Here is a 22,336-nt window from a genome sequence, read left to right as displayed (position 1 = left end):
CGATCAGAACACGCGGTGCCAGTGAAGGGGCCCATGTCAAAAGCGCCGACAGTCGAAGACGTGGCTCGCGCAGCGGGTGTCTCGAGACAAACAGTGTCGAATGTGCTCAACGCGCCCGACATCGTCAGGGAGGAGACTCGACTGAGGGTGCGTCGCGCAATCGCAGAGCTTGGGTACCGTCCTCACGTCGCCGCGCGGCAGTTGCGCACGCAGCGGAGCTCGACGATCGGGATTCACCTCGACCCGTATGCCGGCGGCATTTCAGGCGTGGTGCTCGACCGGTTCGTGCATGCCCTCACAGAGCAGGCGGGTGACCGCGGGATGCGCATCCAACTCTACGCGGCGCGGTCTCCTGCTGAGGAGATCGCGAGGATGCGGGAACTGACTGACGGAGGTGAGATTGACGCAGTCGTGATCACGGGTACATTTCACGGTGATCCGCGCACGCGATGGCTCGCTGAGAGGGACGTCCCATTCGTGGCGTTCGGGCGGCCGTGGGGTGAAGACGACTTCAGTGCGCCCTCGCATCTCTGGGTTGACGTCGACGGCGCCGCCGGTACCCGTGCCGCAACCCGTCACCTGCTTGGGCGCGCCGGATCCCGGATCGCATTTCTGGGCTGGCCAGCAGGCTCCGGCACGGGGGACGACCGGGAGCGCGGGTGGCGAGAGGCCATGGACGATGCGGGTGCGCGTGGCGAGCGTCTGGTGTGCGAGGAAGACGTCGCGCATGCTCGAGCGTTGGTCGCCGACTGCCTCGACAGCCTGGGAATGGTCGACGGCATCGTGTGTGCGAGTGACTCGCTCGCCATCGGAGCCCACCTCGCGACCGCGGATGCGCGTGTCGCGGGGCTGCCGGTGGTGGGATTCGACAACACCCCCGTGGTGGAGGCGTTGGGTCTGAGCAGCGTCGAGCAGCTTCCGGAACGCGTGGCAGCCGGGGCGATCGAGTTGCTCATGGGAAACACTGGAAGAATCATCTCCCCGCGGCCCGCCACGCCCGGCCATGCACACGTCCTCGTTGAGCCTCGTCTCATCGTGCGCTGACAGCGACGTTCAGGCCCTTTCGGTCACTGGCGTGGTCGCCAGCACGTCATGAAACGCGAGTCGGTGCGCGACCGATTCCCGCGGCGAAACCGCACAGCTTCTACGCCAGCAGTGTTGAACGAGTCGTTTCGAACCCTCCCGATGCCGTGAACTCGACACGGTCCGCGTCCCGAGGAACGGAACCGGCAGCGGCGGGCGGACCCGAGTAGGAGCGGCGTGTGACCACACGCATCCGACACGGAGCAGAGGAGAGCCGTGAGTATCGAGATCACTCACAACGTCTTGGCAGGCACGCCGTGGCCGCCGTATGAGCCGATCGCTCCCGAGCGGGTGCTCCGGGGCGCACCGAGAACATCGACAATCGCCACCGGGAGGGTGGGCGACTCCGAAGTCGGCCTCTGGCGCGTGACGGAGGGGGAGTTCACCACGGAGCACATCGGGTACGTGGAGTTCATGCAGATCGTGGAAGGAGATGGCGAGCTCGTCCACGAGAGTGGGTCGGTCCTCCCGCTCGGCCCCGGGGTGACCATCACGATGGGCGACTGGCGCGGGGTGCGCTTGTCGACGCCGTCGATCTCCATGAGCAGCTCGACGTTGCGCTGCACGCTGCGCCACGGCAGAAGGGTCGGGTCCTGGAACACGTAGCCGATCCGGTCGCGGTCGATGCCGACGCTGCCGGTGGTGGGCTCGTCGAGGCCGGCGGCCAGGCGCAGCACGGTGGACTTACCGCTGCCCGAGGGGCCGATCAGCGACACGAACTCGCCCGGCTCGATCGAGAAGCTCGTCGGCTGGAGGGCGCGCGTTCCGTCGTCGAAGGTCTTCGACACGTCGGCAAACGCGACGCCCGCGGTCGGCGCACCGTGGTCACGGCGGTCGAGGGTGCGTGAAAGCGCAAGAGAAGAGGACATGGCGAACCCTTGGGATTGATGTCAGGTCAATGGCGTCTTATCGGTAGACGCCGACGATCAAAACATGCGTTCGTAAGCCGGATTGGATCGAGCCGTCATCGGGCGACGTACGACGAAATACGGCGCCAACGAGGACACCCGCGGTGCTCTCGAGTGAGAGGTTTGTCGCCTGTTCCGTTGGTGCGGTCTCGCTCCGCGGGTGTCTCGTTGCCGTGCGACGGCCACTTCCCGTCGTCCGCGGAGACAACGGCGTTCTGCACGTCCGCGGCGCGACACATGAGACACCCGTTGCCCGGCTGGTCCTGCCCGAGCCGCGCACAGATACGACAGCCACGACGTGGTCTGGCATCCAGGCGACCGTGACCGAGGAGGGAAGCAGTTCCTCTGAGGCGTCCTACGCGCGCAGCGCCACTCGTTGAACCGGGCGCGAGGGCGGTCGTCCTCCTCCGGTGCTTTCGGTGCGTCGATGGCGCTCTCGCGAGCCAGCAACGGCGCTGGGGGACAGGGGTGATCGCCGCAACCCTGTTGCGTGTTCCTGATCGTCAACCTGTGGACACAGCCGACTCCGGGCTGTAGATCTTTGCCTTGTTGCACTCGGTCCGGGCGGGCGGGTTGTCGCGTTCTGTGGTGCGTTGATGTACTCGCTCCGAGAGAGGAATGCAGCCTAGTTGACCCGGAGCACCACCGCGCCACGATGACCACCGCGCTCGACGAGTTCGTGTGCTGAGGCGCAATCGGTGAGCGCGAACTCGCTGTCCACCCGAACGTCGAGATCCCCGGCGACGAGAAGCTGGTTGACGCGAGTCGCCGCGGCATGACGCTCCTCGTCGGTCAGGAGATACACCAGGAGGAACTCGAGTCTTACGCCCTTGAATAGGAGTTCGTAGAACGGCAGGGGCGGTGTCTGCATCCGGGCCGACCCGAAGGCCACGACGGTCGCGCGGTCGGCGAGCAGGCCCGTGAGCCGGTCCACGTTGGCGCCGAACTCGACCTCGATGGCATGGTCCACGGGCCGGTCGCCCGTCGCTTGCCGCACGTCGTCAACGAACGAAGGACTCTCGTAACTTACGAATGCATCGGCGCCCGCGCTGAGGATCGCTTCCTCAGAAGACGGGGTGCGCCCCGAGGCGATCACCCAGGCGCCGGCGTGCTTGGCGAACTGGACGGCCAGTCGCCCGACCGTGCCCGCACCTCCACTCACCAGGACGACGCGACCGGACAGATCGCCGTACCCGGTCGCGGCATGACAGGCCGTCAACGCAGGGATCCCGAGCGCCGCGCCGACTCGGTCCGATACGGAACCGGGCAGCGCGAACACAAGATTCTCATCGATGCTGATGTATTCGGCAGCGGTTCCCATCGGGCGGCGCCACTGCCCGTTGCAGAGCCACACCCGGTCGCCGACCGAGAATCGCTCCGCGCCAGGCCCCCTGTCGACGATGGTCCCGGCGCCGTCACTGTGCGGAACGACTACGTCGAACGCAGGGCGGCTTCGTCCGCCTCGAGTTCCGGCCCGTGCCTTCACATCGGAAGGATTGACGCCCGACGCGCTGATCCGGACAAGCACCTCGCCCTGGCCGGGGGCGGGGGTCGGCAGGTCTCCGTACTGCAGCACCTGGCGTGCCTGGCCGGCTCGTTCGTACCAAATGCTCCTCATCGGGGCCCCCATCGTGACTGCGCGGCGGTCCGGGCGTGTAATCAACTCGAGACCTGTTGTATGAATCATCTTTCAGGTAAGTTCGGTGCGGTGCAACGTCGCACCGCTGACGTCGAAGGAGATGTTCAATGGCACCTTCCCCCTCGCGGCCGAAGATAGGCACGGCGATCGCAGCCGTCGCCCTCGCCGCCGCCGGACTGTTCACCCTCTCATCGGGGGCGCAGGCGGTCACCGCATCCGCCGCCGCCGGTACGTGGACGACCGAGACGATCGCCGGAATGAGCGTGCGGCTCTATACGCCCAGCACCGCGCCCGCGGCATCCGCCGGCCGAGCGCTCATGATCAACCTCCACGGCTGTCTTCAGAAGGCGGCCAATCTGCAGTCCGCCGGCAACTGGACGGCCACCGCCGACGCCTACGGCATGGTGGTCGCCATCCCGGACGCGCCCGACGGCGGGGTCGTCCTCGGCTGCTGGGACTACTACGATGCCAGCCACTCGCACGCGAGCCCCGCCAGGCACGACGACAACCTCATCGCTCTGGCCACGACGCTCTCCGGGCGCTCCGCGCTGGGCATCGATCCCGACCAGGTGTATGTCTCGGGACTGTCGTCGGGAGGAGGGGAGACGATGGTGATGGGATGCCTCGCCCCCGACGTGTTTGCGGGGATCGGCATCAATGCTGGGCCGACGGTCGGTACGACGTCAGGGCAGATCGGCAGCGTCGCGGTTTCTAAGGCGCAGGGTGCCGCCACGTGCCGGGCGTTCGCCGGGACCGCTTCGTCGTCGTTCGCGACACAGGTCACCTCTATCGTTTACGGCAGCAATGACACGACCGTTGCGCCGGGGTACAACACGCTGAACGGCCAGATCATGGCCGACATCTACGGAGCGTCGACGTCGTCCACCTTCAGCCTTGCCGGGCTGGCGGGGACTAACACCAACGGTTCGGGAACGTTGTATTCGGATGCCGCCGGCCCGCGTGTCTCGGTCATCCAGAACTCGAACCTCGGCCACAACTGGCCGGCAGGCGCGGGTGCGGGTGGGTCGTACATCTCGGCCAACAGCATCGACTATCCCGCGTACGTTACGAAGTTCCTTTTCGACAACAACCGGCGCATGGACCGGTCGCCGACCCCGACCCCGACCCCGACCCCGACCCCGACGTCGACCCCGACGTCGACCCCGACCCCGACTCCGACTCCGACGCCGACGCCGACGCCGACCGATGGTTGCTTCACCGCGACCAACGCGGAGCACAAGGCCGCGGGGCGTGCGACGTCGTACGGACTGAATCCCTACAACCCGTATTACGCTGTCGGAACGCTTGCCTACCTCGGCCAGGGCGATGCGACCATGACTAGCCTCAAGTCGAACGGCAGCGGTGGGTACGCCAAAGTGAGCTCCTGCAGTTAGGACGGACGGAGCGCCGCGTTGGGCGGCGCTTCCACGTCCCGTGGCGACGGATGAGACGAACTCGTCGACGTGAAGACCGCAGCGGTTTCGGCTCCGACTGGCGGATTGCGTCTGGGTGTCGGTGGACCGCCTCCTCGCACGGCTACGCGCCGAGGCGCGCGGCACCCTCGGCGGCTGGCGTCCCGAACCCGTGGACGGTCGGGGGGTGTCGCGAGTGTTCCCGGGGCTCATGCGAATTCACCCTCGGCGACCCGCCGGAGTCCGCCCCTCATGTCGCGGTCCCCTGCCGTGAGATTCGCGCTGTGACGGCAGTCCTCCGTCCCGGAGGCGAGCTGCCACGAGACCCGCAGCAGAAAGGAAGGACAAGACAATATCGGACTCCGCACGCCAACCGCGTCATCGGGGGTCGGGGCCGGAAGGCGAGGTCCGCAAAGTCCGTGTGCTCGAGGCGTTGCGGGGAATGCGATTTCCCGCTTCGATCCTGAGGTAGCGCGCAAGCGCTCTCGGGCCGCCTGACGGAACGGCCCGTTGACCGGTGTCTGCGATCTCGCGCAGAGTGGGCACGCCCCGCGCGTTCGGACGTGCCACGTCGCGCGTGCGGGAGCCGCTGCGGTTTGCGACAGCCGGGAACCGACGAGAGGGTCAAACGTGGAAATCGAGACACCGAACAGGACGGCCTTCGTCGGCGGGCGGGTTTGGACCGAGGGATTCGCGGGATCGCGTCCGCTGGACGTGCTGGTCGAGGGCGAGCGCATCGCCGGTGTCGCGCCGGCCGGCGGTCTGGACCTCGAAGGCGCCGAACGAGTCGACCTCACCGGCAGGCTCCTCGTGCCCGGCTTCCAGGATGCGCACATTCACATGGGGACGGGCGGCCAGGACCTGCTGACCTGTGATCTCACGGCACTCACGACGCCCGGCGAGGTGTACGCGGCGCTCGCAACCTACGCCGACGCGAACCCCGATCTGCCGTGGATCCTCGGTGGCGGATGGGACCGCATGGTCTTCCCGTACCCCGAGGGGCCGAGCCGCGACAAGTTGGACGAGATCGTCGGCGGCCGGCCCGCAGCCATCTCGCCGTTCGACCGTCACGGGATGTGGGTGAGCAGCGCTGCACTTGAGGCCGCCGGCATCGGCGACGACACCCCCGATCCCGAAGACGGCGTGTTCCGTCGCGATGCGCACGGGCGACTGAGCGGCATGGTCGAGGAAGGGGCGATGGCGGCGCTGCGCGATGCGATGCCGGCGCTGTCGGTGCGAGAGCGCGCCACCGCCATCCTGCAGGCGCAGGAGCACCTGCTCTCGCTCGGCATCACCTCGGTGCAGGACGCGCTCGTCGGAACCGGTCTCGGCATGTTCGATCAGTACGAGGCGTACCTCGAGTTGCTGCGGAGCGGAGAGCTCAGGCTGCGGCTCACGACCGCACTGTGGTGGGATGCCTCGCGGGGGCTCGCGCAGATCCCCGACCTGGTCGCCCGCCGGGCGGCTCTGGAGGGCAGCGCGGGAGCGAGCCGGATCGTCGCCGACACGGTCAAGATCATGGTCGACGGCACCGATGTGGTGTTCATGGACGCCGCAGCGCTGCGCGAGGCGACGGTCGCGCTCGACGCGCTCGGATTCACCGTGCACTACCACTCCTACGGCGACGCGACGACGCACTGGGTGCTCGACGCGGTCGAGGCGGCGATCGCCGCGAACGGGCGTGCGGTGCGCCGCCACCACATCGCGCACCTGTTCTTCGTTGCCGAAGAGGACTTCGCCCGCTTCGCCAAGCTGGGTGTGACCGCGAACATCCAGGGACTCTGGGCGGGTTCGGCTGTGCCGCACGACCACCTACACGCCTCGACGATGACGGCAGACCCCGAGACCCGCGAGTACGCCTTCGGGCGTCTGCTCGCCGCAGGCGCCCGGCTTGCTGCGGGCAGCGACTGGCCGGTGACCTCACCGGACCCGTTGCTGGCGGTCCAAGCCGTGGCCGGCATGCTCACCGAGCCCGGTGAGCGCGCGCAGATCGAGGAGCACGACCGGCTCGATCCGGCGGCGATGCTCGCCGCGTACACGAGCGGATCCGCCTTCGTGAACGGCCGTGCCGGCAGCACTGGACGCATCGCCGTTGGCCATTTCGCCGACTTCGTCGTCCTCGACCGTGACGTGCTGGCAGGTGACGACGAGCTGCGCGGCGCGTCCGTCGACGAGACCTGGATCGCCGGACGCCGCGAGTACCGTCGCGGTTGACCTCCATTCCTCAGGTAGGCGAGTCCATCGCGGATCTGAGGACAGTGGCGGCCGCCGAGCGTGACGCCTACATCTAAGAGCGGCATTCGGTGCTGGCATGGAAAGGAGTACGATCGACGAGTTTCAAATCCCTCCGTCTCCCTTATCGGTCCTGCTCGTATGTGGAGGCTGAGCGCGATGTCGTGGTGGCCACTCTCTTCGCGTGAACGGCCAAGCTGCTTAACTCTGTATGCATTCAACATGAGCGAGCTACGCTGTGCACATGGGGAAGCGTCGAGTCCTACGAGTCGAAGTCGGGCCGCCGGTACAGGGTGCGCTACCGCCGTCCGGACAACAAACAGACTGACAAGCGTGGGTTTCGCACCAAGCGGGAGGCTCAGAACTTTCTCGCTACGGTCGAAACGTCGAAGCTCCGCGGGGAGTGGGTAGATCCGACTCGTTCCCGGGTGCGCCTCTCGGAGGTCGCGGAGGCCTGGTATGCCAGCAAGATCCGCGTGAAGCCGACGACGCGGTCCGGTTACCGCAACTCGCTCGACAAACATGTGCTGCCCGAGTGGGGTGGCGTTCGCATCGTCGACATCGACCACGCCGGAGTCCAGTCTTGGGTCGCGTGCCTTTCCACGACACTCTCCGCGTCGTCCACGCGTCAGGTGTACCTTGTGTTGTCCGGAGCGCTGGCCTTCGCCGTGCGCGATGGGCGACTCGCACGCAACGTCGCTGCTGACATCGAGCTCCCGCGGCTGTCGAAATCAGAGCGTCAGTATCTGAGTCACGCTCAGGTACGCGCGCTCGCTGACGAGACCGCCGAGTGGAGCACGCTCATTCGGTTCCTCGCCTACAGCGGTCTGCGCTGGGGTGAGTTGGCGGCCCTGCGCCCGGCGGATATGGATCTTGCGAATCGCATCGTTCACGTACGGAGGGCGGTCGCCGACGTTCGCGGCACGCTGGTGTGGGGCTCGCCGAAGGCGCACGAACAGCGCACTGTCCCGTACCCCTCCCTCCTGGACGAGGGAATGAGCGACCACGTCGTCAGCGGGCGGCGGTACGACCTCGTCTTCTCCACGAGCGCCGGCGCAGTGCTCCGCGGAGGCAACTTCCGGCGCCGAGTGTTCGGTCCGGCGGTCGCTCGGCTTCACCTCGCATCACCCAACGGCTTCCCGCAGATCACCCCGCACGACCTGCGCCACACGGCCGCGAGCCTCGCGATCTCCGCTGGCGCGAACGTGAAGATCCTGCAGCGGATGCTCGGGCACGCGTCGGCCGCGATGACTCTCGACGTCTACGCCGACCTCTTTCCGGAGGACCTGACGTCTGTCTCGATCGCGCTCGATCGGGCAGCCCGTGATTCATTCGTGGGCAAACCGTGGGCAAAACCCTACGATGACAGCTCCGGTGCGCCGCCTGAGGCGCCTCCAGATCGCGGTTGAGCCCGTCGATCCTGTCTCGAACACGGCCCAGGATCCGCGTAATTCCGCGGAAAAGAAGAAACCCCCTCCATGTAGAAGCTAGGAGAGGGTTTCAGTGGCTCCGACCGGCATCGATCCGGTGACCTTTCGATTTTCAGTCGAACGCTCTACCAACTGAGCTACAGAGCCGAGCGGCACATACAAGATCTGCCGCTTCCTAGACGAAAGGCCCTCTTCAAGAAAAGGGCCCGTCGCTCGGAGCGACCCTGACGGGACTTGAACCCGCGACCTCCGCCGTGACAGGGCGGCACGCTAACCAACTGCGCTACAGGGCCATGCTTATTTAGTTGTGGGCGTGACCCCAACGGGATTCGAACCCGTGCTACCGCCGTGAAAGGGCGGCGTCCTAGGCCGCTAAACGATGGGGCCGGGTGAACCTCAGGGGCTCACTGCCGAGGACCAAGCATACGTAAACATCTGCCAAAACACCAATCGAGCGCGTGGCGCCCTTGTGGAACCCCCGATCCGGGGGGGACACTGGCGGGGTGACCGCTCCCCGAAGGCGGTATTCGCCATGCGGAGCTGGGGGTTGCGCATGTTACTCATGTTGCTAGTGTGAAAACGCTGACGTCGCGAGGGGAGGACCCGTGCTGTCCGACAACGTCACCGTGAAGGCTTCCGACGAGCCCGCCCCTGACTGCGGATGCGCACCGTCGCCCGCCGAGCAGAAGCGGCTGTGGCCGCAGATGAACCGCCGCTCGGCGCTCGGTCTCGGCATCCTCGGAGTCGCCGCGCTGAGCGCGTTCGGCGCCGCCGTCAGCCCGTTCGGCAGCAGGGCGTTCGCCGCCGACTATCCGTCGTGGGACGACGTGCAGGCCGCGAAGAACAACGAGGCCGCCAAAGCCGCCGAGATCACGAACATCCAGAACCTCATCGCGGGACTCGAAGCGGACGTCGCCGCGAAGCAGCAGCTGGCCAAGCAGGCCGGCGACGAGTTCTATGCCGCGCAGCAGGAGTTCTTCGTCGCCGCATGGCGTGCCGACGAACTGCAGCGGCAGGCCGACGAGCAGGCGGCGGCGGCGGACGACGCCGCCACCAAGGCGGGTCGTGTCGCCGCACAGCTGTACCGCAACGGCGGCGACGACACGTCGATGGAGCTGTTCTTCTCGGGATCGGCCGCAGGAACCGATGATCTGCTCACGCGCCTGGGCACGATGGACAAGCTCGTCGAGCGCAACCAGGATCTCTACGCCCAGGCGGTCACCGCGCGCGACTCGGCCCAGAGTCTCAGCGACCAGGCTGCCGTGCAGCGCACGGAGCGCGACAGGCTGCAGAAGATCGCCGAACAGAAGATGATCGCCGCTCAGCAGGCCGCCGATGCCGCACAGGCTGCGCTCGACACGCAGAACGCGAAGAAGGGCGAACTTCAAGCACAGCTCGCAGCGCTGCAGGACACCACGGCGAAGACGATCGCGGAGTACCAGGAGGGCGAGCGCATTCGCAAGGAGCAGGAAGCCGCTGCCGCTGCGGCCGCCGCAGCCGCCGCCCAGGCCGCTGCGGAAGCGGCCGCAGCTGGTGGCGGAGGCGGCGGTGGAGGCGGAGGCGGTGGAGGCGGAGGCGGAGGTACCGTCGTCGGCTCCGGCTGGGCTCGACCGTCGTCCGGCTGGCAGAGCTCGGGCTACGGCTGGCGATCGAGCCAGTGCGGCAGCCAGGGATGCGCCAGCACATTCCACGCGGGCGTCGATCTCGCCGCAGGATGCGGCGCCGGGATCTACGCGGCCTCCGCGGGCCGCGTAGTCTACGCCGGCTACAACGGCGGCTACGGGAACTACGTCAAGATCGACCACGGCGGCGGCATCGGAACCGGCTACGGCCACATCCGCAACGGCGGCATCTTCGTCGGCGTCGGCCAGTGGGTGTCGGCCGGGCAGCTGATCGCGAGCGAAGGTAACACCGGTCGCTCTTTCGGCTGCCATTGCCACTTCGAGGTCTACGTCAACGGCGGCACCGTCAATCCGGTTCCGTTCATGGCGGCTCGCGGCATCTCGGTCTGACCCCCTGACAACGAAGGAGAGGTGGATGCCGGGTGCCTGGCATCCACCTCTCCTTCTGTCTCTCGTCAGAGCGTGTTCGGCGCGATGCCCTCACCCTGGGTCAGCGTCTGGCCCTCGTGCTCCTTGAAGCGGTCGAACGCCTCGCCGACCAGGCGCTCGGCCTCGGCGGCGTCCGCCCACTCGTCGACCTTGACCCACTTGCCGGGCTCGAGGTCCTTGTAGTGCTCGAAGAAGTGCGCGATCTCTTTCTGCAGGTACTCGGAGATGTCGCCGACGTCCTGGATGTGCGCCCAGCGGGGGTCCTTGGCGAGCACGGCCACGACCTTGTCGTCGCCGCCCGCCTCGTCGCTCATCTTGAGCACGCCGACCGGGCGGACGCTCGCGAGGATGCCGGGCGCCAGGTCGACGTCCAGGATCACGAGCACGTCGAGCGGGTCGCCGTCCTCGCCGAGGGTGTTCTCGAAGAACCCGTAGTTGGTGGGGTATCCCATCGGCGTGTACAGGATGCGGTCGAGGAACACACGGCCGGTGCCGTGGTCGACCTCGTACTTCACGCGGCTGCCGCGGGGAATCTCGATGACGGCGTCGTACGCGCCCATAGTGGTGCTCCTTCGGAAGACAGGGATGCCGCGACAAGCCTAGTTCCCGGTCCGGTCACGCGCTGAAACGGGCACGAATGCAGGCACTGGGTGGCCTGATCACCACACGCGCCGGGGCGAACGGTCGTGCGGCGCCCCTGTGCCTGCGGTGGTGCACGATTCGCGGATCGACCGATCGTGTACCCGCCGCGGGCCACCGCTACCGTGGAGCCGTGGACGAGCGCAGACCCGGACTGGACCCCGCCGTCGCCGAGGTGCGTCTGGCCGTGCGCCAGGCACTGGCCGTCCTCGACCCCGGCGCCGTCGTCGTGGTGGCGCTGTCGGGCGGCGCCGATTCGCTCGCGCTGGCCGCCGCGACCGCGTTCGAGGCGCCCAAGCACGGCGTGCGCGCCGTCGCGGTGACGGTCGACCACGGTCTGCAGGACGGATCGGCGGATGCCGCCGCCGCTGCCGCCGCGACGGCCGAGGCCCTGGGGCTCGAGCCCCGCGTCGTGCGCGTGGAGGTGGGCGCCGCGGGCGGTCCTGAGGCGGCAGCGCGCGAGGCGAGGTACGAGGCGCTGCGCCAGGCCGCATCCGACATCGGCGCGACGGCGATCCTCACGGCGCACACCCTGGACGACCAGGCCGAGACGGTGCTGCTCGGCCTCGCGCGCGGCTCCGGCGCGACCAGCCTGCAGGGCATGGCCGAGGCATCCGTTCTTCTCGACATCCCGCTGCTGCGCCCCCTGCTGGGCGTGCGGCGCACGACCACTCGCGCGGCCTGCGCCGCCGAGGGGCTCGTGCCGTGGGACGATCCGCACAACTCGGACCCGCGCTTCGCGCGCGTGCGGGTGCGCGAGAGGGTGCTGCCCGTGCTCGAGGCCGAGCTCGGGCCGGGGATCGCCGAGGCGCTCGCCCGGACGGCCGCGCAGCTGCGCGAAGACGCGGCGGCCTTCGACGAGATGATCGACGAGACGATCGAAGACATCGTCGAGCACGCCGAGGCGGGCATCTCGGTGTCGGCGGCGGCATTGGCGGCGAATCCGGCCGCGTTGCGCAACCGGATCATCCGGCTGGTGGTGGCCAGCGAGTTCCACCAGAGCCTCACGCGTTCGCAGACCCTTGAAGTCGCACGGCTCGCGACGGACTGGTCGGGGCAGGGCCCCATCGACCTGCCGGGATGCCGCGCACGTCGCGTCGGCGGGCGCATCGAGTTCTCAGCTGCGGGCTGAATAGACTCTCTCCATGCGCGCGGCCGACGTTTCCAGCGACATCAACGAAGTCCTCGTCACCGAGGAAGAGATCCGAGCCAAGCTCGACGAGATCGCGGCGCAGGTGGCCGCGGACTACGAGGGCAAGGATCTGCTGCTCGCGGGGGTGCTCAAGGGGGCGGTCATGGTCATGGCCGACTTCTCCCGGTCCCTCAAGAAGCACGTGACGATGGACTGGATGGCGGTGTCGTCGTACGGCGCCGGCACGAAGTCCAGCGGTGTGGTGCAGATCCGCAAGGACCTCGACACCGACATCCTCGGCAAGCACGTGCTCATCGTCGAGGACATCATCGACTCCGGCCTCACGCTCAGCTGGCTGCTGGAGAACTTCACCGCCCGCGGTGCCGCTTCCGTCGAGGTGTTCGCACTCCTCCGCAAGCCCGAGGCCGCGAAGGTCGAGGTGCACTGCAAGTACGTCGGATTCGACATCCCGACGGAGTTCGTGGTCGGGTACGGCCTCGACTACGCCGAGAAGTACCGCAACCTGCGCGACGTCGCGGTGCTCGCACCGCACGTGTACAGCTGACGGGTCACCCGGCGAGCAGCTCCACGAGCGCCACGGGCGCCGCGTACGTCGTGACGTTGTCGACGACGAGTCGGCGGCATCCGTCCAGTTCGACGGTGATCGGCGCGGTGGCATCGCCCGCGTCCAGCACGACGAGGGTTCCCGGGATCTCGTCGCAGGGCGCCGGCAGCGGCTGAGCGGATGCTGCCGCTGGAGCACGGAGTCCTCCTCGACGTTGCCTCGTGCGCGTCTCACCCCAAACTACCGGCCGCTTGGGATTACGCCCGGGGCGAATGCACAGACGCCGCCTAGGAAGCCCGCGCTACCCTGAAACAACCGTCGACGGGGGTAATCGGTCCCGCGGCGGGTCGTCGACGAAAGGGATCGGGCTCGGGCCCGCACCATGGACTTCAAGAAGATCACTCGCAATCCGCTCTTCTACGTCCTGATCATCGGGATCTTTCTCATCGTGGGGTTCTCGCTCATCTCGAGCCTGAACGGCGCGAAGCAGATCTCGACGCAGGAGGGTCTCGAGCTGCTCAAGGGCGACACCGTCACCGAGGTGGTCAACACCGACGGCGACCAGCGTGTCGACATGAAGCTCTCGAAGGAGTACGAAGGCGCGAGCGACGTGCAGTTCTACTACGTCACCGCCCGTGCCGATGAGGTCGTCGACGCGATCAACGCGGCCGACCCCAAGGACGGCTTCAACGACGAGGTGCCGCGCGCGACGTGGTTCGACGGCTTCCTCTCGCTGCTGCTGCCGATGCTGCTGCTCGGCCTGCTGTTCTGGTTCCTGCTGTCCAGCGCCCAGGGCGGCGGCAGCAAGGTCATGCAGTTCGGCAAGTCCCGGGCCAAGCTCGTCACCAAGGAGATGCCGCAGGTCACGTTCCAGGACGTCGCGGGCTCGGACGAGGCGATCGAAGAGCTCGAAGAGATCAAGGACTTCCTGAAGGACCCGTCGAAGTTCCAGGCCGTCGGCGCCCGCATCCCGAAGGGCGTGCTGCTGTACGGCCCTCCCGGAACGGGCAAGACCCTGCTCGCGCGGGCGGTCGCCGGTGAGGCGGGCGTTCCCTTCTACTCGATCTCGGGCTCCGACTTCGTCGAGATGTTCGTGGGTGTCGGCGCGAGCCGCGTGCGCGACCTGTTCAACAACGCCAAGGACAACGCGCCGGCGATCATCTTCATCGACGAGATCGACGCGGTCGGCCGTCACCGCGGTGCCGGCCTCGGCGGCGGGCACGACGAGCGCGAGCAGACGCTCAACCAGATGCTCGTCGAGATGGACGGGTTCGACCCCAAGGCGAACGTCATCGTCATCGCGGCGACCAACCGTCCCGACATCCTCGACCCGGCGCTGCTGCGTCCGGGCCGCTTCGACCGTCAGATCGGCGTGGACGCGCCCGACCTCAAGGGCCGCCAGAAGATCCTCGAGGTGCACGGCCGCGGCAAGCCGCTGGCCGACGGCGTCGACCTCGAGGTGGTCGCCCGTAAGACCCCTGGGTTCACCGGTGCCGACCTCGCCAACGTGCTCAACGAGGCCGCCCTGCTCACCGCGCGTTCGAACGCGCAGCTGATCGACAACCGCGCGCTCGATGAGGCCATCGACCGTGTCATCGCCGGTCCGCAGCGCCGCACGCGCGTGATGAAGGACAAGGAGAAGCTCATCACGGCGTACCACGAGGGCGGCCACGCTCTCGCCGCGGCGGCGATGAACCACACCGATCCGGTGACCAAGGTCACTATCCTGCCCCGCGGCAAGGCCCTCGGCTACACGATGGTGCTCCCGCTCGACGACAAGTACTCCGTCACGCGCAACGAGCTGCAGGATCAGCTCACCTACGCCATGGGCGGCCGCGTCGCCGAAGAGATCGTGTTCCACGACCCGACCACGGGAGCGTCGAACGACATCGAGAAGGCGACCAACATCGCGCGCAAGATGGTGACCGAGTACGGCATGACCGGCGACATCGGTCCGGTCAAGCTCGGCCAGTCCTCGGGCGAGGTCTTCATGGGCCGCGACATGGGCCACGGCCGCGACTTCTCGGAGCGCGTCGCCGAGCGCGTCGACTCGCAGGTCCGCGACCTCATCGAGCAGGCGCACAACGAGGCCTACCAGGTCATCAACGACAACCGCGGCATCCTCGACAAGCTGGCCCTCGCGCTGCTCGAGAACGAGACGCTCGACCACCTGGAGCTCGCCGAGATCTTCAAGGACGTCAAGCGCCTCCCTCCGCGCCCGCAGTGGCTGTCGAGCGAGCAGCGCCCGGTCTCGGAGCTGCCCCCGGTCGAGGTGCCGCAGCGTCGCGATGAGGCGGGTCTCGCCGCGAGCGTCGAGGCCGAGCAGGCGACGGCCGAGAAGGCCGCGAAGCGCCGCCCCTCGGGGCAGGCGCGTCCCGCGACCGCCTGAGCCCGCCGTGGCCGTCGACCGTGACCGTGTCGCCGCGCTGGTGCGCGAGCTCCTCGAGGCGATCGGTGAAGACCCGGAACGCCCCGGACTGAGGCAGACGCCCCAGCGGGTCGCCGACGCGTACGCCGAGTTCTTCGCGGGCGTGGGAGAGGATGCCGCTGCCCCGCTCGCCCACACGATCTCGGTGTCGCGGGGCCCGGCACCCGACACGCTGCCCTCGGGCGCGGTGATCCTGCGGGACGTGCTGTTCCGTTCGGTGTGCGAGCACCACCTGCTGCCGTTCCGCGGACACGCGCACATCGCGTATCTGCCGGGCGAGCAGGTCGTCGGTCTGGGCGCGCTGCCCAAGGTCGTCGAGATCCTGTCGTCGCGCCCGCAGGTCCAGGAGAGGCTGGGCGAGCAGATCGCCGACGTCATCGCGGGGTCCCTCGACGCCCGCGGCGTGCTCGTCGTCCTCGATGCGACCCACGAGTGCGTGACGATGCGCGGCGGGCGCCAGACGGACGCCTCGACGGTCACGATCGCCGCGCGCGGCGAGTTCGCCGAGCCCGCCGCCCGCACCGAGATCGTCGCCCTGATCGGAGCGGCCCGCTCATGACCACCCGGATCATGGGGATCGTGAACGTCACGCCCGACTCGTTCAGCGACGGCGGACGGTATGCGGATGCCGACGCCGCCGTCGAGCACGGCCTGCTGCTGCGCGCGCAGGGCGCCGACATCCTCGACGTCGGGGGAGAGTCGACCCGTCCGGGCGCCGAGCGCGTCGACCCCCGGGTCGAGCAGGAGCGGGTCATGCCTGTCGTCCGCGCCCTCGCCGAGGCCGGCATCCCCGTCAGCATCGACACGATGAACGCGTCCACCGCCGTCCTGGCCGTGGAGGCCGGCGCGCGGATCGTCAACGACGTGTCAGGCGGCCTCGCCGATCCCGACATGCTCGCGGCGATCGCCCCCACCGACGCCGACATCGCGCTCGGCCACTGGCGCGGGCACTCCACCGACATGTACGCCCGCGCCGAGTACGCCGACGTCATCGGCGAGGTGATCGGCGAGCTGCGCGAACGGGTCGAGAGCGCGGCATCCGTCGGCATCGCCCCGTCCCGCGTGATCCTCGATCCCGGAGTCGGCTTCGGCAAGCGCGGCGATCAGAACTGGGCCGTCCTGCGCGGGCTGGAACGACTCGTCGGACCGGGCTCGCGGGTGCTCGTCGGCACGAGTCGCAAGCGGTTCCTGGCCGAGGCGCTGTCGGCCGACCCTGCGGGCGTCGACGAGTGCCGCCGCGATCTCGCGACGGCCGTCACGAGCGTGCTGGCCGCACAGTCGGGCGCGTGGGCCGTCCGCGTCCACGATGTCGCGGGTACACGCGATGCTCTTCTCATCGCCCGCAGCTGGGAGGAAGGAACGGCATGGGACCCCTCGACCAGATCACGCTGACCGGTGTGCGGGCCTTCGGTCACCACGGCGTATTCGCCGACGAGCGGCGCGACGGACAGGAGTTCGTGGTCGACGCCACCCTCTTCGTCGACACGGCGCCGGCGGCGGCATCCGACGACGTCCTCGACACGGTCCACTACGGCGAGGTCGCCGAGCGGATCGTCGAGCTCGTCGGGCGTGAACCCCTGAACCTCATCGAGGGCGTCGCCGCGCGCGTCGCCGACGATCTGCTCGCGCACCCGCTGGTGCAGGGAGTGTCGGTCACGATCCACAAGCCGCAGGCGCCGATCACGGTGCCCTTCGCCGACGTGTCGGTGACGATCCGGCGCGGCGAGGGCTTCGGGGTGGGCGCATGAACCGGCGGCTCGCACAGGGCTTCGACGGCGACGCCGAGCGGCATCCGCACGCGCCCGTCGAGGCCGTGGTGGCGATCGGGGCCAACCTGGGCGACCGCGCCGAGACCATGGCGGCGGCGATCGTCGACCTCGCCCGCCTGCCGCTGGTCGACGAGGTGCGGGCCTCGGAGCCTGTCGAGTCGATCGCGCTGAAGCCCGAGGGGAGGGATGCCGCGGCCCCGGCCTACCTGAATGCCGTCGCCGTCCTCACGACGCGGCTGGCGCCGTCGGTGCTGCTGGACTACCTGCACGCGATCGAGCGCCGCCACGGCCGCGTGCGCTCCGCCGAGCGCTCGGCGCTCGAGCCCGGCTGGGAGGACCGCCTGCTCGACCTCGACCTCATCGCCTACGGCGACGTGGTCAGCGACGACCCGCGACTGCTGCTGCCCCACCCGCGCGCCGCCGAGCGCGACTTCGTGCTGGGCCCGTGGCTGGCCGTCGACCCGGATGCCACGCTGCCGGGCGTCGGGCGCGTCGACGAAGCGCTGCGCAGGCTGCGAGGCGACGGATGAAGCGCACGGGTGCCGGAGTCCTCATCGTCGCCGCGGTCCTGGGGGCCGCCGTGGGGTTCCTGATCGACCAGGTCCTGACGTCCGCCGGCCGCTCGACCTTCACGCCCGCGGTGACTCTCCCGATCCTGCTGGTGCTGCTCGGCGCGATCGTGATCGCGCTGGCCGTGCCCATCCGGCGGGCCACGCGGGGCACGTCGAAGGCGGCGGTGAATCCGTTCCGCGCGCTGCGCATCGCGATGCTGGCGAAGGCGTCCAGCATCGTCGGCGCCGCGATCGGCGGACTCGGCGGCGGCCTGTGGATCTTCCTCGCGACCCGGCCGGTCACGCCGTCGATAGGCTCGTGGGGAACGGTCATCGCGACGACCGTGTGCGGTGCCGTGCTGGTCGCCGCCGGACTCGTCGCCGAGCAACTGTGCACCATCCGGAAGGACGACGATGACGAACAGCCCGGAGATGATTCCGGACTCGAACCCCGCCTCAAGAGCCACTGACGACCAGGCCTCGTTCGAGAGGATCGTCGAGCCGAAGTCCGAGAACCGGCTCGTGCTCGAAGGCGGGGTGTGGCACCAGATCTCGCCCAAGTATGTGACGGTGCAGCTCATCACGCACGGCTCGATCCTGGCGATCGTGGTGGTCGCGACCCTCGTCCTGACTCTCGTGCTCGACCTGCAGTGGCCGTGGATCGTCGGCGGCGTGCTGGCCGTCATCCAGATCTGGACGCTGGCGATCCTGCCGCGCCAGGCGCGCGCGATCGGGTACCGCCTGCGTGAGGACGACCTCGTCTTCCGCCGGGGCATCCTGTGGCAGCGCTTCGTCGCCGTGCCGTACGGGCGCATGCAGCTGATCGACATCTCGCACGGGCCGCTCGACCGCGGTTTCGGCATCGCCCAGCTCAAGTTCGTGACGGCCGCCGCCGCGACCGGCGTCGTGATCCCCGGGCTGGCCCAGACGACGGCCGAGACGCTCCGCGATCACCTCATCGAGGTCGCCGAGAGCCGGCGCACGGGGCTATGACCGTTCCCGTCCCGCCGCCGGCTGCGCCACCGCCGCAGCTGGTCCGCTCGCCACTCAGCGACGGCGAATGGCATCGACTGCACCCGCTGACGCCGCTGCTGCGGGGCGGGCTCTTCCTGCTCGTCGTGATCGGCATCGTCTTCTCGAATCTGCGCGACCGCCTGCTGTACATCTTCCTGCCGTGGCTGGCGCCCGGCGTCGGCGACGAGGTCGTCGAGTGGGAGGAGATGGGGGGCGACCCGGTCGACTTCGTGATCGCGAACAACCTGTATGTGCTGGCCGCGCTGTCGGTGCTCGCCGTGCTGATCATCCTCGTCGCGGTGTTCTACACCTCGTGGCGGTTCCACACGTTCCGCATCACCGAGGACGACGTCGAGGTGCGCAGCGGCATCCTCTTCCGCACGCAGCGGCGGGCTCCGCTCGACCGCGTGCAGGGCGTGAACCTCACGCGCCCGATGATCGCCCGGCTGCTCGGCATGGCCAAGCTCGAGGTCGTGGGCGCCGGCATGTCGGCCAACGTCAAGCTCGAGTACCTCTCGACGGCGAACGCCGAGGCGGTGCGCGCCGACATCCTGCGCCTCGCGTCCGGTCGCCGGCTCGCGGATGCCGCCGCCCCCGGCGAGGGGCAGCGCCCGGCCAGCCGCACCGCGGCGCTCGGGCTCACGGTCAGCCGCGAGCTCGCCGGGATCATCGAGGGGTCTGAGGCCCCCGTCGGCGAGCCCGAGTCCGTCGTGCACATCCCGCTCGGCCGGCTGGTGGCATCCCACATCCTCAGCATGTCGACGATCGGCCTGATCTTCGCGGTCGTCGCGATCGTGGTCGGCGTCAGCCAGGGCGTCACGTGGATGCTGTTCGGCTTCGTGCCGGCGATCATCGGTTTCGGCGCCTACTGGGTGCGTTCGATCTTCAAATCGTTGCGGTACTCGATCGCGCCGACGCCCGATGGCGTGCGCATCACCTACGGACTGACGACGACGATCACCGAGATCCTGCCGCCCGGCCGTGTGCACGCCGTCGAGGTCACGCAGCCCATCATGTGGCGCCCGGCCGGATGGTGGACGATCCGCATCAACCGCCTCACGGGGCGCAGCGCCTCGGACGGCAGCAACGACGACTTCACGACGGTGCTCCCCGTCGGCACGGTGGCCGACGTCGAGCGGGTGCTGCGGCTCGTGCAGCCGGCGATGACCGAGCAGGAGCGCGGTCTCGTGGTGCAGCAGGGGATGTTCGGCCCGACCGCGGACGACGCGTTCACGAACACGCCCCGCCGGGCGTGGTGGATCCGTCCCCTCTCGTACCGGCGGAACGGGTTCCTGCTGACCGACGACGAACTGCTGCTGCGGCGCGGGGTCGTGTGGCGCAAGATCGTGATCCTGCCGCTCGCCCGCCTGCAGAGCTTCGGGCTGTATCAGGGTCCTCTCGATCGCCTCAGCGGCGTCACGAACGGGCGTGCGCACGTCGTGCAGGGGCCGGTCACACCATTCCTGGCGGCGATCGACCGCGACGTCGCGCTGCGGCTGTTCGACGACGTCGCGCGAGCCTCGGTGCGTGCGGCGCAGTCCGATCGCACCCATCGCTGGGCGCAGGACGAGGGGGATGGCGCAGCCCCAGCGCCGATGGCGGCCGAGGCGCCCACGAGCCCACCTGCCGGGCCCGTGCCGTCCGGAGACTCACCGACGCCGACGGCTGCGCCCGCGAACCCGGCTGCGGCGCTGCCCGCGCCCTCAGAGCCCTCGCTCCCGCCCGCCCCACCCACCGCCCGACCCGCCGACCCCACGGAGCGCCCCTCATGACACGCGACGGCAGGCTGGGCGTCGGCATCATCGGCGCCGGACGGGTCGGTCCGGTGCTCGCGGCCGCGCTCGGTGGCGCCGGGCACGCGGTGGTGGGCGTCACGGCAGGTTCCGACCCGGAGCGGGTGGAGGCGATCCTGCCAAGAGTGCCCGTGCTCGACGCGACGGAGGTCGCGCGCCGCAGCGAGCTCGTGATCGTCGCCGTGCCCCACGACCAGCTCGAGGGGCTGGTCGCGGGTCTCGCCGACGTCGGCGCGTGGCAGCCGGGGCAGCTCGTGCTGCACACCGATCCCGCCTGGGGGACCGGCATCCTCGCTCCCGCTGTGGCGAAGGGCGCCATCCCGCTCGCGGTGCACCCTGCGATCGAGTTCAGCGGAACGTCGATGGACTTCCGCGCGCTGACGGGCGCGTACGCCGCGGTGACGGCGCCGGGGCCGGTGCTGCCCATCGCGCAGGCGCTCGCCGTCGAGCTCGGATGCGAGCCGGTCGTGGTCGACGAGACCGCCCGGCCGCTGTACGCGGAGGCGATCGCGACGGCGAGCGAGTTCTCGCGTTCGATCGTGCGCCAGTCGACAGGGCTGCTGGCGGAGGCGGGAGTGCCGTTCCCGGGCGCGTACCTGCGCGCCCTCGTCCACACCACGGTCGATCACGCGTTGAGCGAGGCGGGGTCGGGTCCGCCGATCGATCCCACCGCTACGATCCAAGGATGATCAGCACCGTCGACGCCCTTCGGGCCCGCCTCGCCGAGATCCGCGCCGCGGCCCCGGGAGCGCGGGTCGCCCTCATCTCGACGATCGGATCGCTGCACGACGGCCACATCGACCTCGTGGACCGTGCACGCGAGCTGGCCGACGTCGTCGTCGTCTCGGTGTTCGTCAACCCCCTGCGGTTCGCGACCGCGGCCGAGCACGCGGCATACCCGCGGACGCCCGACGAGGACGAGAAGCTGCTCGAGTCGCTCGGCGTCGACATCGTGTTCGCGCCAGACGCAGGCGAACTCCTGCCCCACGGCAGCGCGACGACGAAGGTCAGCGCCGGCGATCTCGGACTGCGCTACGAGGGACGTGCCCGGCCGTTCTACTTCGACGGACTGTTGACGGTCGAGGCGAAGCTCCTGAACCTCGTCCGCCCCGACGTCGCGGTCTACGGGGAGCGCGATCGGCAGCGAGTGTTCCTTGTGCGGCGGATGATCCGCGACCTCTGCTTCGACGTCGAGGTCGCGACCGTGCAGACGGTCCGCCGCGACGACGGCCTGCCGGTCTCGACGAGGGTGGGCATGCTCGACGAGCGCGACCTCGTCGCCGCGGCGCTGCTGCCCGCGGCCTTGGATGCGGCCGCCGCGAATGCCGACCGCGGCATCGACGCATGCATCGCCGCCGCCCAGTCCACGCTCATGGGCGAGCCTCGCATCCGGCTGGAGTACCTGAGCGTCGTCGATCCGCAGACGTTCCTGCCGGCCGACGAGGGCTCGCAGGGGCCGGCGCTGGCGCTCATCGCGGCGACCGTCGCCGGTCACCGGTTCATCGACAACGCCGAGATCTACCTCGGCTGACCGCCGCACCCGCTCGCTGTGGGACTCAGCGAGCCCCGAGACGGCCCTCGGTAGACTCGTCGGGTCCGCGTTCTGCGGAGAACACCCCACCGAGGAGCCCATCTCGTGACCGACACGACCACGCCCGCCGAGCCGACCGAAGAAGACGTCTTCGAGCAG

The 22,336-nt window shown here is 69.1% G+C and carries 21 protein-coding genes and 3 tRNA genes; 17 read left to right on the top strand and 7 right to left on the bottom strand.

The window, feature by feature from the left end; all coding sequences use genetic code 11:
* Positions 1-33 precede the first annotated feature (33 nt).
* Positions 34-1,044 (top strand): LacI family DNA-binding transcriptional regulator, encoded by a 1,011-nt coding sequence (locus tag ACTHNQ_RS04495; RefSeq protein WP_440331463.1) that lies wholly within the window; start codon positions 34-36, stop codon positions 1,042-1,044.
* A gap of 272 nt (positions 1,045-1,316) precedes the next feature.
* Here ACTHNQ_RS04495 and ACTHNQ_RS04490 read toward each other — a convergent pair whose 3' ends face one another.
* Together ACTHNQ_RS04490 and ACTHNQ_RS04485 are read right to left on the bottom strand one after the other, a co-directional pair.
* A complete protein-coding gene (locus ACTHNQ_RS04490) occupies positions 1,317-1,952 on the bottom strand; it encodes an ATP-binding cassette domain-containing protein (RefSeq protein ID WP_440331461.1) in 636 nt (211 codons plus the stop codon).
* Positions 1,953-2,616: 664 nt separating this feature from the next.
* Positions 2,617-3,567, bottom strand: coding sequence for an NADPH:quinone reductase (locus ACTHNQ_RS04485; RefSeq protein ID WP_440331459.1), 951 nt, complete (start codon positions 3,565-3,567; stop codon positions 2,617-2,619).
* 170 nt (positions 3,568-3,737) lie between these two features.
* Between ACTHNQ_RS04485 and ACTHNQ_RS04480 the strand changes: the two genes are divergently transcribed.
* The 3 genes from ACTHNQ_RS04480 (at position 3,738) to ACTHNQ_RS04470 (ending at position 8,683) form a co-directional block, all read left to right on the top strand.
* Positions 3,738-5,024: an extracellular catalytic domain type 1 short-chain-length polyhydroxyalkanoate depolymerase gene (locus ACTHNQ_RS04480; protein ID WP_440331457.1), complete on the top strand. Its 1,287-nt coding sequence runs from the start codon at positions 3,738-3,740 to the stop codon at positions 5,022-5,024.
* A 648-nt stretch (positions 5,025-5,672) separates the two neighbouring features.
* Entirely contained in the window at positions 5,673-7,256 is a 1,584-nt protein-coding gene (locus ACTHNQ_RS04475) for an amidohydrolase (protein WP_440331455.1), read from the top strand.
* 311 nt (positions 7,257-7,567) lie between these two features.
* Entirely contained in the window at positions 7,568-8,683 is a 1,116-nt protein-coding gene (locus ACTHNQ_RS04470; protein WP_440331453.1) for a tyrosine-type recombinase/integrase, read from the top strand.
* A gap of 95 nt (positions 8,684-8,778) precedes the next feature.
* Here the strand turns inward: ACTHNQ_RS04470 and ACTHNQ_RS04465 are convergent.
* The 3 genes from ACTHNQ_RS04465 to ACTHNQ_RS04455 form a co-directional block, all read right to left on the bottom strand.
* Positions 8,779-8,851, bottom strand: a tRNA-Phe gene (locus tag ACTHNQ_RS04465).
* Between the two features lie 72 nt (positions 8,852-8,923).
* Positions 8,924-8,997 (bottom strand) — tRNA-Asp (locus ACTHNQ_RS04460).
* A gap of 21 nt (positions 8,998-9,018) precedes the next feature.
* A tRNA-Glu gene (locus tag ACTHNQ_RS04455) sits at positions 9,019-9,091 on the bottom strand.
* 221 nt (positions 9,092-9,312) lie between these two features.
* Between ACTHNQ_RS04455 and ACTHNQ_RS04450 the strand changes: the two genes are divergently transcribed.
* Entirely contained in the window at positions 9,313-10,716 is a 1,404-nt protein-coding gene (locus ACTHNQ_RS04450; protein ID WP_440331536.1) for a M23 family metallopeptidase, read from the top strand.
* A gap of 65 nt (positions 10,717-10,781) precedes the next feature.
* On the opposite strand, the gene ppa is transcribed toward ACTHNQ_RS04450, so the two are convergent.
* Positions 10,782-11,315, bottom strand: coding sequence for an inorganic diphosphatase (ppa, locus tag ACTHNQ_RS04445; protein WP_440331451.1), 534 nt, complete (start codon positions 11,313-11,315; stop codon positions 10,782-10,784).
* A gap of 212 nt (positions 11,316-11,527) precedes the next feature.
* Here ppa and tilS point away from each other — a divergent pair, with 212 nt between their 5' ends.
* Both tilS and hpt read left to right on the top strand, forming a co-directional pair.
* A complete protein-coding gene (gene tilS / locus ACTHNQ_RS04440) occupies positions 11,528-12,526 on the top strand; it encodes a tRNA lysidine(34) synthetase TilS (protein WP_440331449.1) in 999 nt (332 codons plus the stop codon).
* 13 nt (positions 12,527-12,539) lie between these two features.
* Positions 12,540-13,091: a hypoxanthine phosphoribosyltransferase gene (hpt, locus tag ACTHNQ_RS04435; RefSeq protein ID WP_440331447.1), complete on the top strand. Its 552-nt coding sequence runs from the start codon at positions 12,540-12,542 to the stop codon at positions 13,089-13,091.
* A 4-nt stretch (positions 13,092-13,095) separates the two neighbouring features.
* Here hpt and ACTHNQ_RS04430 read toward each other — a convergent pair whose 3' ends face one another.
* Complete coding sequence (locus ACTHNQ_RS04430; RefSeq protein WP_440331445.1) at positions 13,096-13,221, bottom strand: hypothetical protein; 126 nt, start codon at positions 13,219-13,221, stop codon at positions 13,096-13,098.
* 252 nt (positions 13,222-13,473) lie between these two features.
* Here ACTHNQ_RS04430 and ftsH point away from each other — a divergent pair, with 252 nt between their 5' ends.
* From ftsH to panC, 10 genes are read left to right on the top strand one after another with little or no spacing between them, the layout of a single operon-like run.
* Positions 13,474-15,480: an ATP-dependent zinc metalloprotease FtsH gene (gene ftsH / locus ACTHNQ_RS04425; RefSeq protein WP_440331443.1), complete on the top strand. Its 2,007-nt coding sequence runs from the start codon at positions 13,474-13,476 to the stop codon at positions 15,478-15,480.
* A gap of 7 nt (positions 15,481-15,487) precedes the next feature.
* Positions 15,488-16,078 (top strand): GTP cyclohydrolase I, encoded by a 591-nt coding sequence (gene folE, locus ACTHNQ_RS04420; protein ID WP_440331441.1) that lies wholly within the window; start codon positions 15,488-15,490, stop codon positions 16,076-16,078.
* Entirely contained in the window at positions 16,075-16,911 is an 837-nt protein-coding gene (gene folP, locus ACTHNQ_RS04415) for a dihydropteroate synthase (protein WP_440331439.1), read from the top strand. Before folE ends, folP begins: the two co-directional genes overlap by 4 nt.
* Positions 16,884-17,267, top strand: a complete 384-nt coding sequence (gene folB / locus ACTHNQ_RS04410) for a dihydroneopterin aldolase (RefSeq protein WP_440331437.1) — start codon at positions 16,884-16,886, stop codon at positions 17,265-17,267. Before folP ends, folB begins: the two co-directional genes overlap by 28 nt.
* Positions 17,264-17,818 carry a 2-amino-4-hydroxy-6-hydroxymethyldihydropteridine diphosphokinase gene (gene folK / locus ACTHNQ_RS04405; RefSeq protein WP_440331435.1) on the top strand — a complete coding sequence of 185 codons (555 nt, stop codon included), beginning with the start codon at positions 17,264-17,266 and terminating at the stop codon, positions 17,816-17,818. Before folB ends, folK begins: the two co-directional genes overlap by 4 nt.
* On the top strand, positions 17,815-18,309 hold the full coding sequence (locus ACTHNQ_RS04400) for a DUF3180 domain-containing protein (RefSeq protein WP_440331434.1): 495 nt from the start codon (positions 17,815-17,817) through the stop codon (positions 18,307-18,309). The genes folK and ACTHNQ_RS04400 overlap by 4 nt, the downstream gene beginning before the upstream one ends.
* Positions 18,254-18,832 (top strand): PH domain-containing protein, encoded by a 579-nt coding sequence (locus tag ACTHNQ_RS04395; protein ID WP_440331432.1) that lies wholly within the window; start codon positions 18,254-18,256, stop codon positions 18,830-18,832. Before ACTHNQ_RS04400 ends, ACTHNQ_RS04395 begins: the two co-directional genes overlap by 56 nt.
* On the top strand, positions 18,829-20,625 hold the full coding sequence (locus ACTHNQ_RS04390) for a PH domain-containing protein (protein ID WP_440331430.1): 1,797 nt from the start codon (positions 18,829-18,831) through the stop codon (positions 20,623-20,625). Before ACTHNQ_RS04395 ends, ACTHNQ_RS04390 begins: the two co-directional genes overlap by 4 nt.
* Positions 20,622-21,335, top strand: coding sequence for a DUF2520 domain-containing protein (locus tag ACTHNQ_RS04385; protein ID WP_440331428.1), 714 nt, complete (start codon positions 20,622-20,624; stop codon positions 21,333-21,335). The genes ACTHNQ_RS04390 and ACTHNQ_RS04385 overlap by 4 nt, the downstream gene beginning before the upstream one ends.
* Positions 21,332-22,177, top strand: coding sequence for a pantoate--beta-alanine ligase (gene panC / locus ACTHNQ_RS04380; RefSeq protein WP_440331426.1), 846 nt, complete (start codon positions 21,332-21,334; stop codon positions 22,175-22,177). The genes ACTHNQ_RS04385 and panC overlap by 4 nt, the downstream gene beginning before the upstream one ends.
* The last annotated feature ends 159 nt before the right edge of the window (positions 22,178-22,336 follow it).

This window comes from Microbacterium sp. (assembly GCF_051953575.1).
GTDB lineage: Bacteria > Actinomycetota > Actinomycetes > Actinomycetales > Microbacteriaceae > Microbacterium.
This window is presented reverse-complemented; position numbering and strand designations above follow the sequence as displayed.

Excerpts from the sequence above, each read along its gene's own strand:
- ACTHNQ_RS04495 (WP_440331463.1), top strand. The coding sequence starts at position 34 with ATGTCAAAAGCGCCGACAGTCGAAGACGTGGCTCGCGCAGCGGGTGTC.
- ACTHNQ_RS04490 (WP_440331461.1), bottom strand. The coding sequence starts at position 1,952 with ATGTCCTCTTCTCTTGCGCTTTCACGCACCCTCGACCGCCGTGACCAC.
- ACTHNQ_RS04480 (WP_440331457.1), top strand. The coding sequence starts at position 3,738 with ATGGCACCTTCCCCCTCGCGGCCGAAGATAGGCACGGCGATCGCAGCC.
- ppa (WP_440331451.1), bottom strand. The coding sequence starts at position 11,315 with ATGGGCGCGTACGACGCCGTCATCGAGATTCCCCGCGGCAGCCGCGTG.
- hpt (WP_440331447.1), top strand. The coding sequence starts at position 12,540 with ATGCGCGCGGCCGACGTTTCCAGCGACATCAACGAAGTCCTCGTCACC.
- ftsH (WP_440331443.1), top strand. The coding sequence starts at position 13,474 with ATGGACTTCAAGAAGATCACTCGCAATCCGCTCTTCTACGTCCTGATC.
- folP (WP_440331439.1), top strand. The coding sequence starts at position 16,075 with ATGACCACCCGGATCATGGGGATCGTGAACGTCACGCCCGACTCGTTC.
- folB (WP_440331437.1), top strand. The coding sequence starts at position 16,884 with ATGGGACCCCTCGACCAGATCACGCTGACCGGTGTGCGGGCCTTCGGT.
- folK (WP_440331435.1), top strand. The coding sequence starts at position 17,264 with ATGAACCGGCGGCTCGCACAGGGCTTCGACGGCGACGCCGAGCGGCAT.
- ACTHNQ_RS04400 (WP_440331434.1), top strand. The coding sequence starts at position 17,815 with ATGAAGCGCACGGGTGCCGGAGTCCTCATCGTCGCCGCGGTCCTGGGG.
- ACTHNQ_RS04395 (WP_440331432.1), top strand. The coding sequence starts at position 18,254 with ATGACGAACAGCCCGGAGATGATTCCGGACTCGAACCCCGCCTCAAGA.
- ACTHNQ_RS04390 (WP_440331430.1), top strand. The coding sequence starts at position 18,829 with ATGACCGTTCCCGTCCCGCCGCCGGCTGCGCCACCGCCGCAGCTGGTC.
- ACTHNQ_RS04385 (WP_440331428.1), top strand. The coding sequence starts at position 20,622 with ATGACACGCGACGGCAGGCTGGGCGTCGGCATCATCGGCGCCGGACGG.
- panC (WP_440331426.1), top strand. The coding sequence starts at position 21,332 with ATGATCAGCACCGTCGACGCCCTTCGGGCCCGCCTCGCCGAGATCCGC.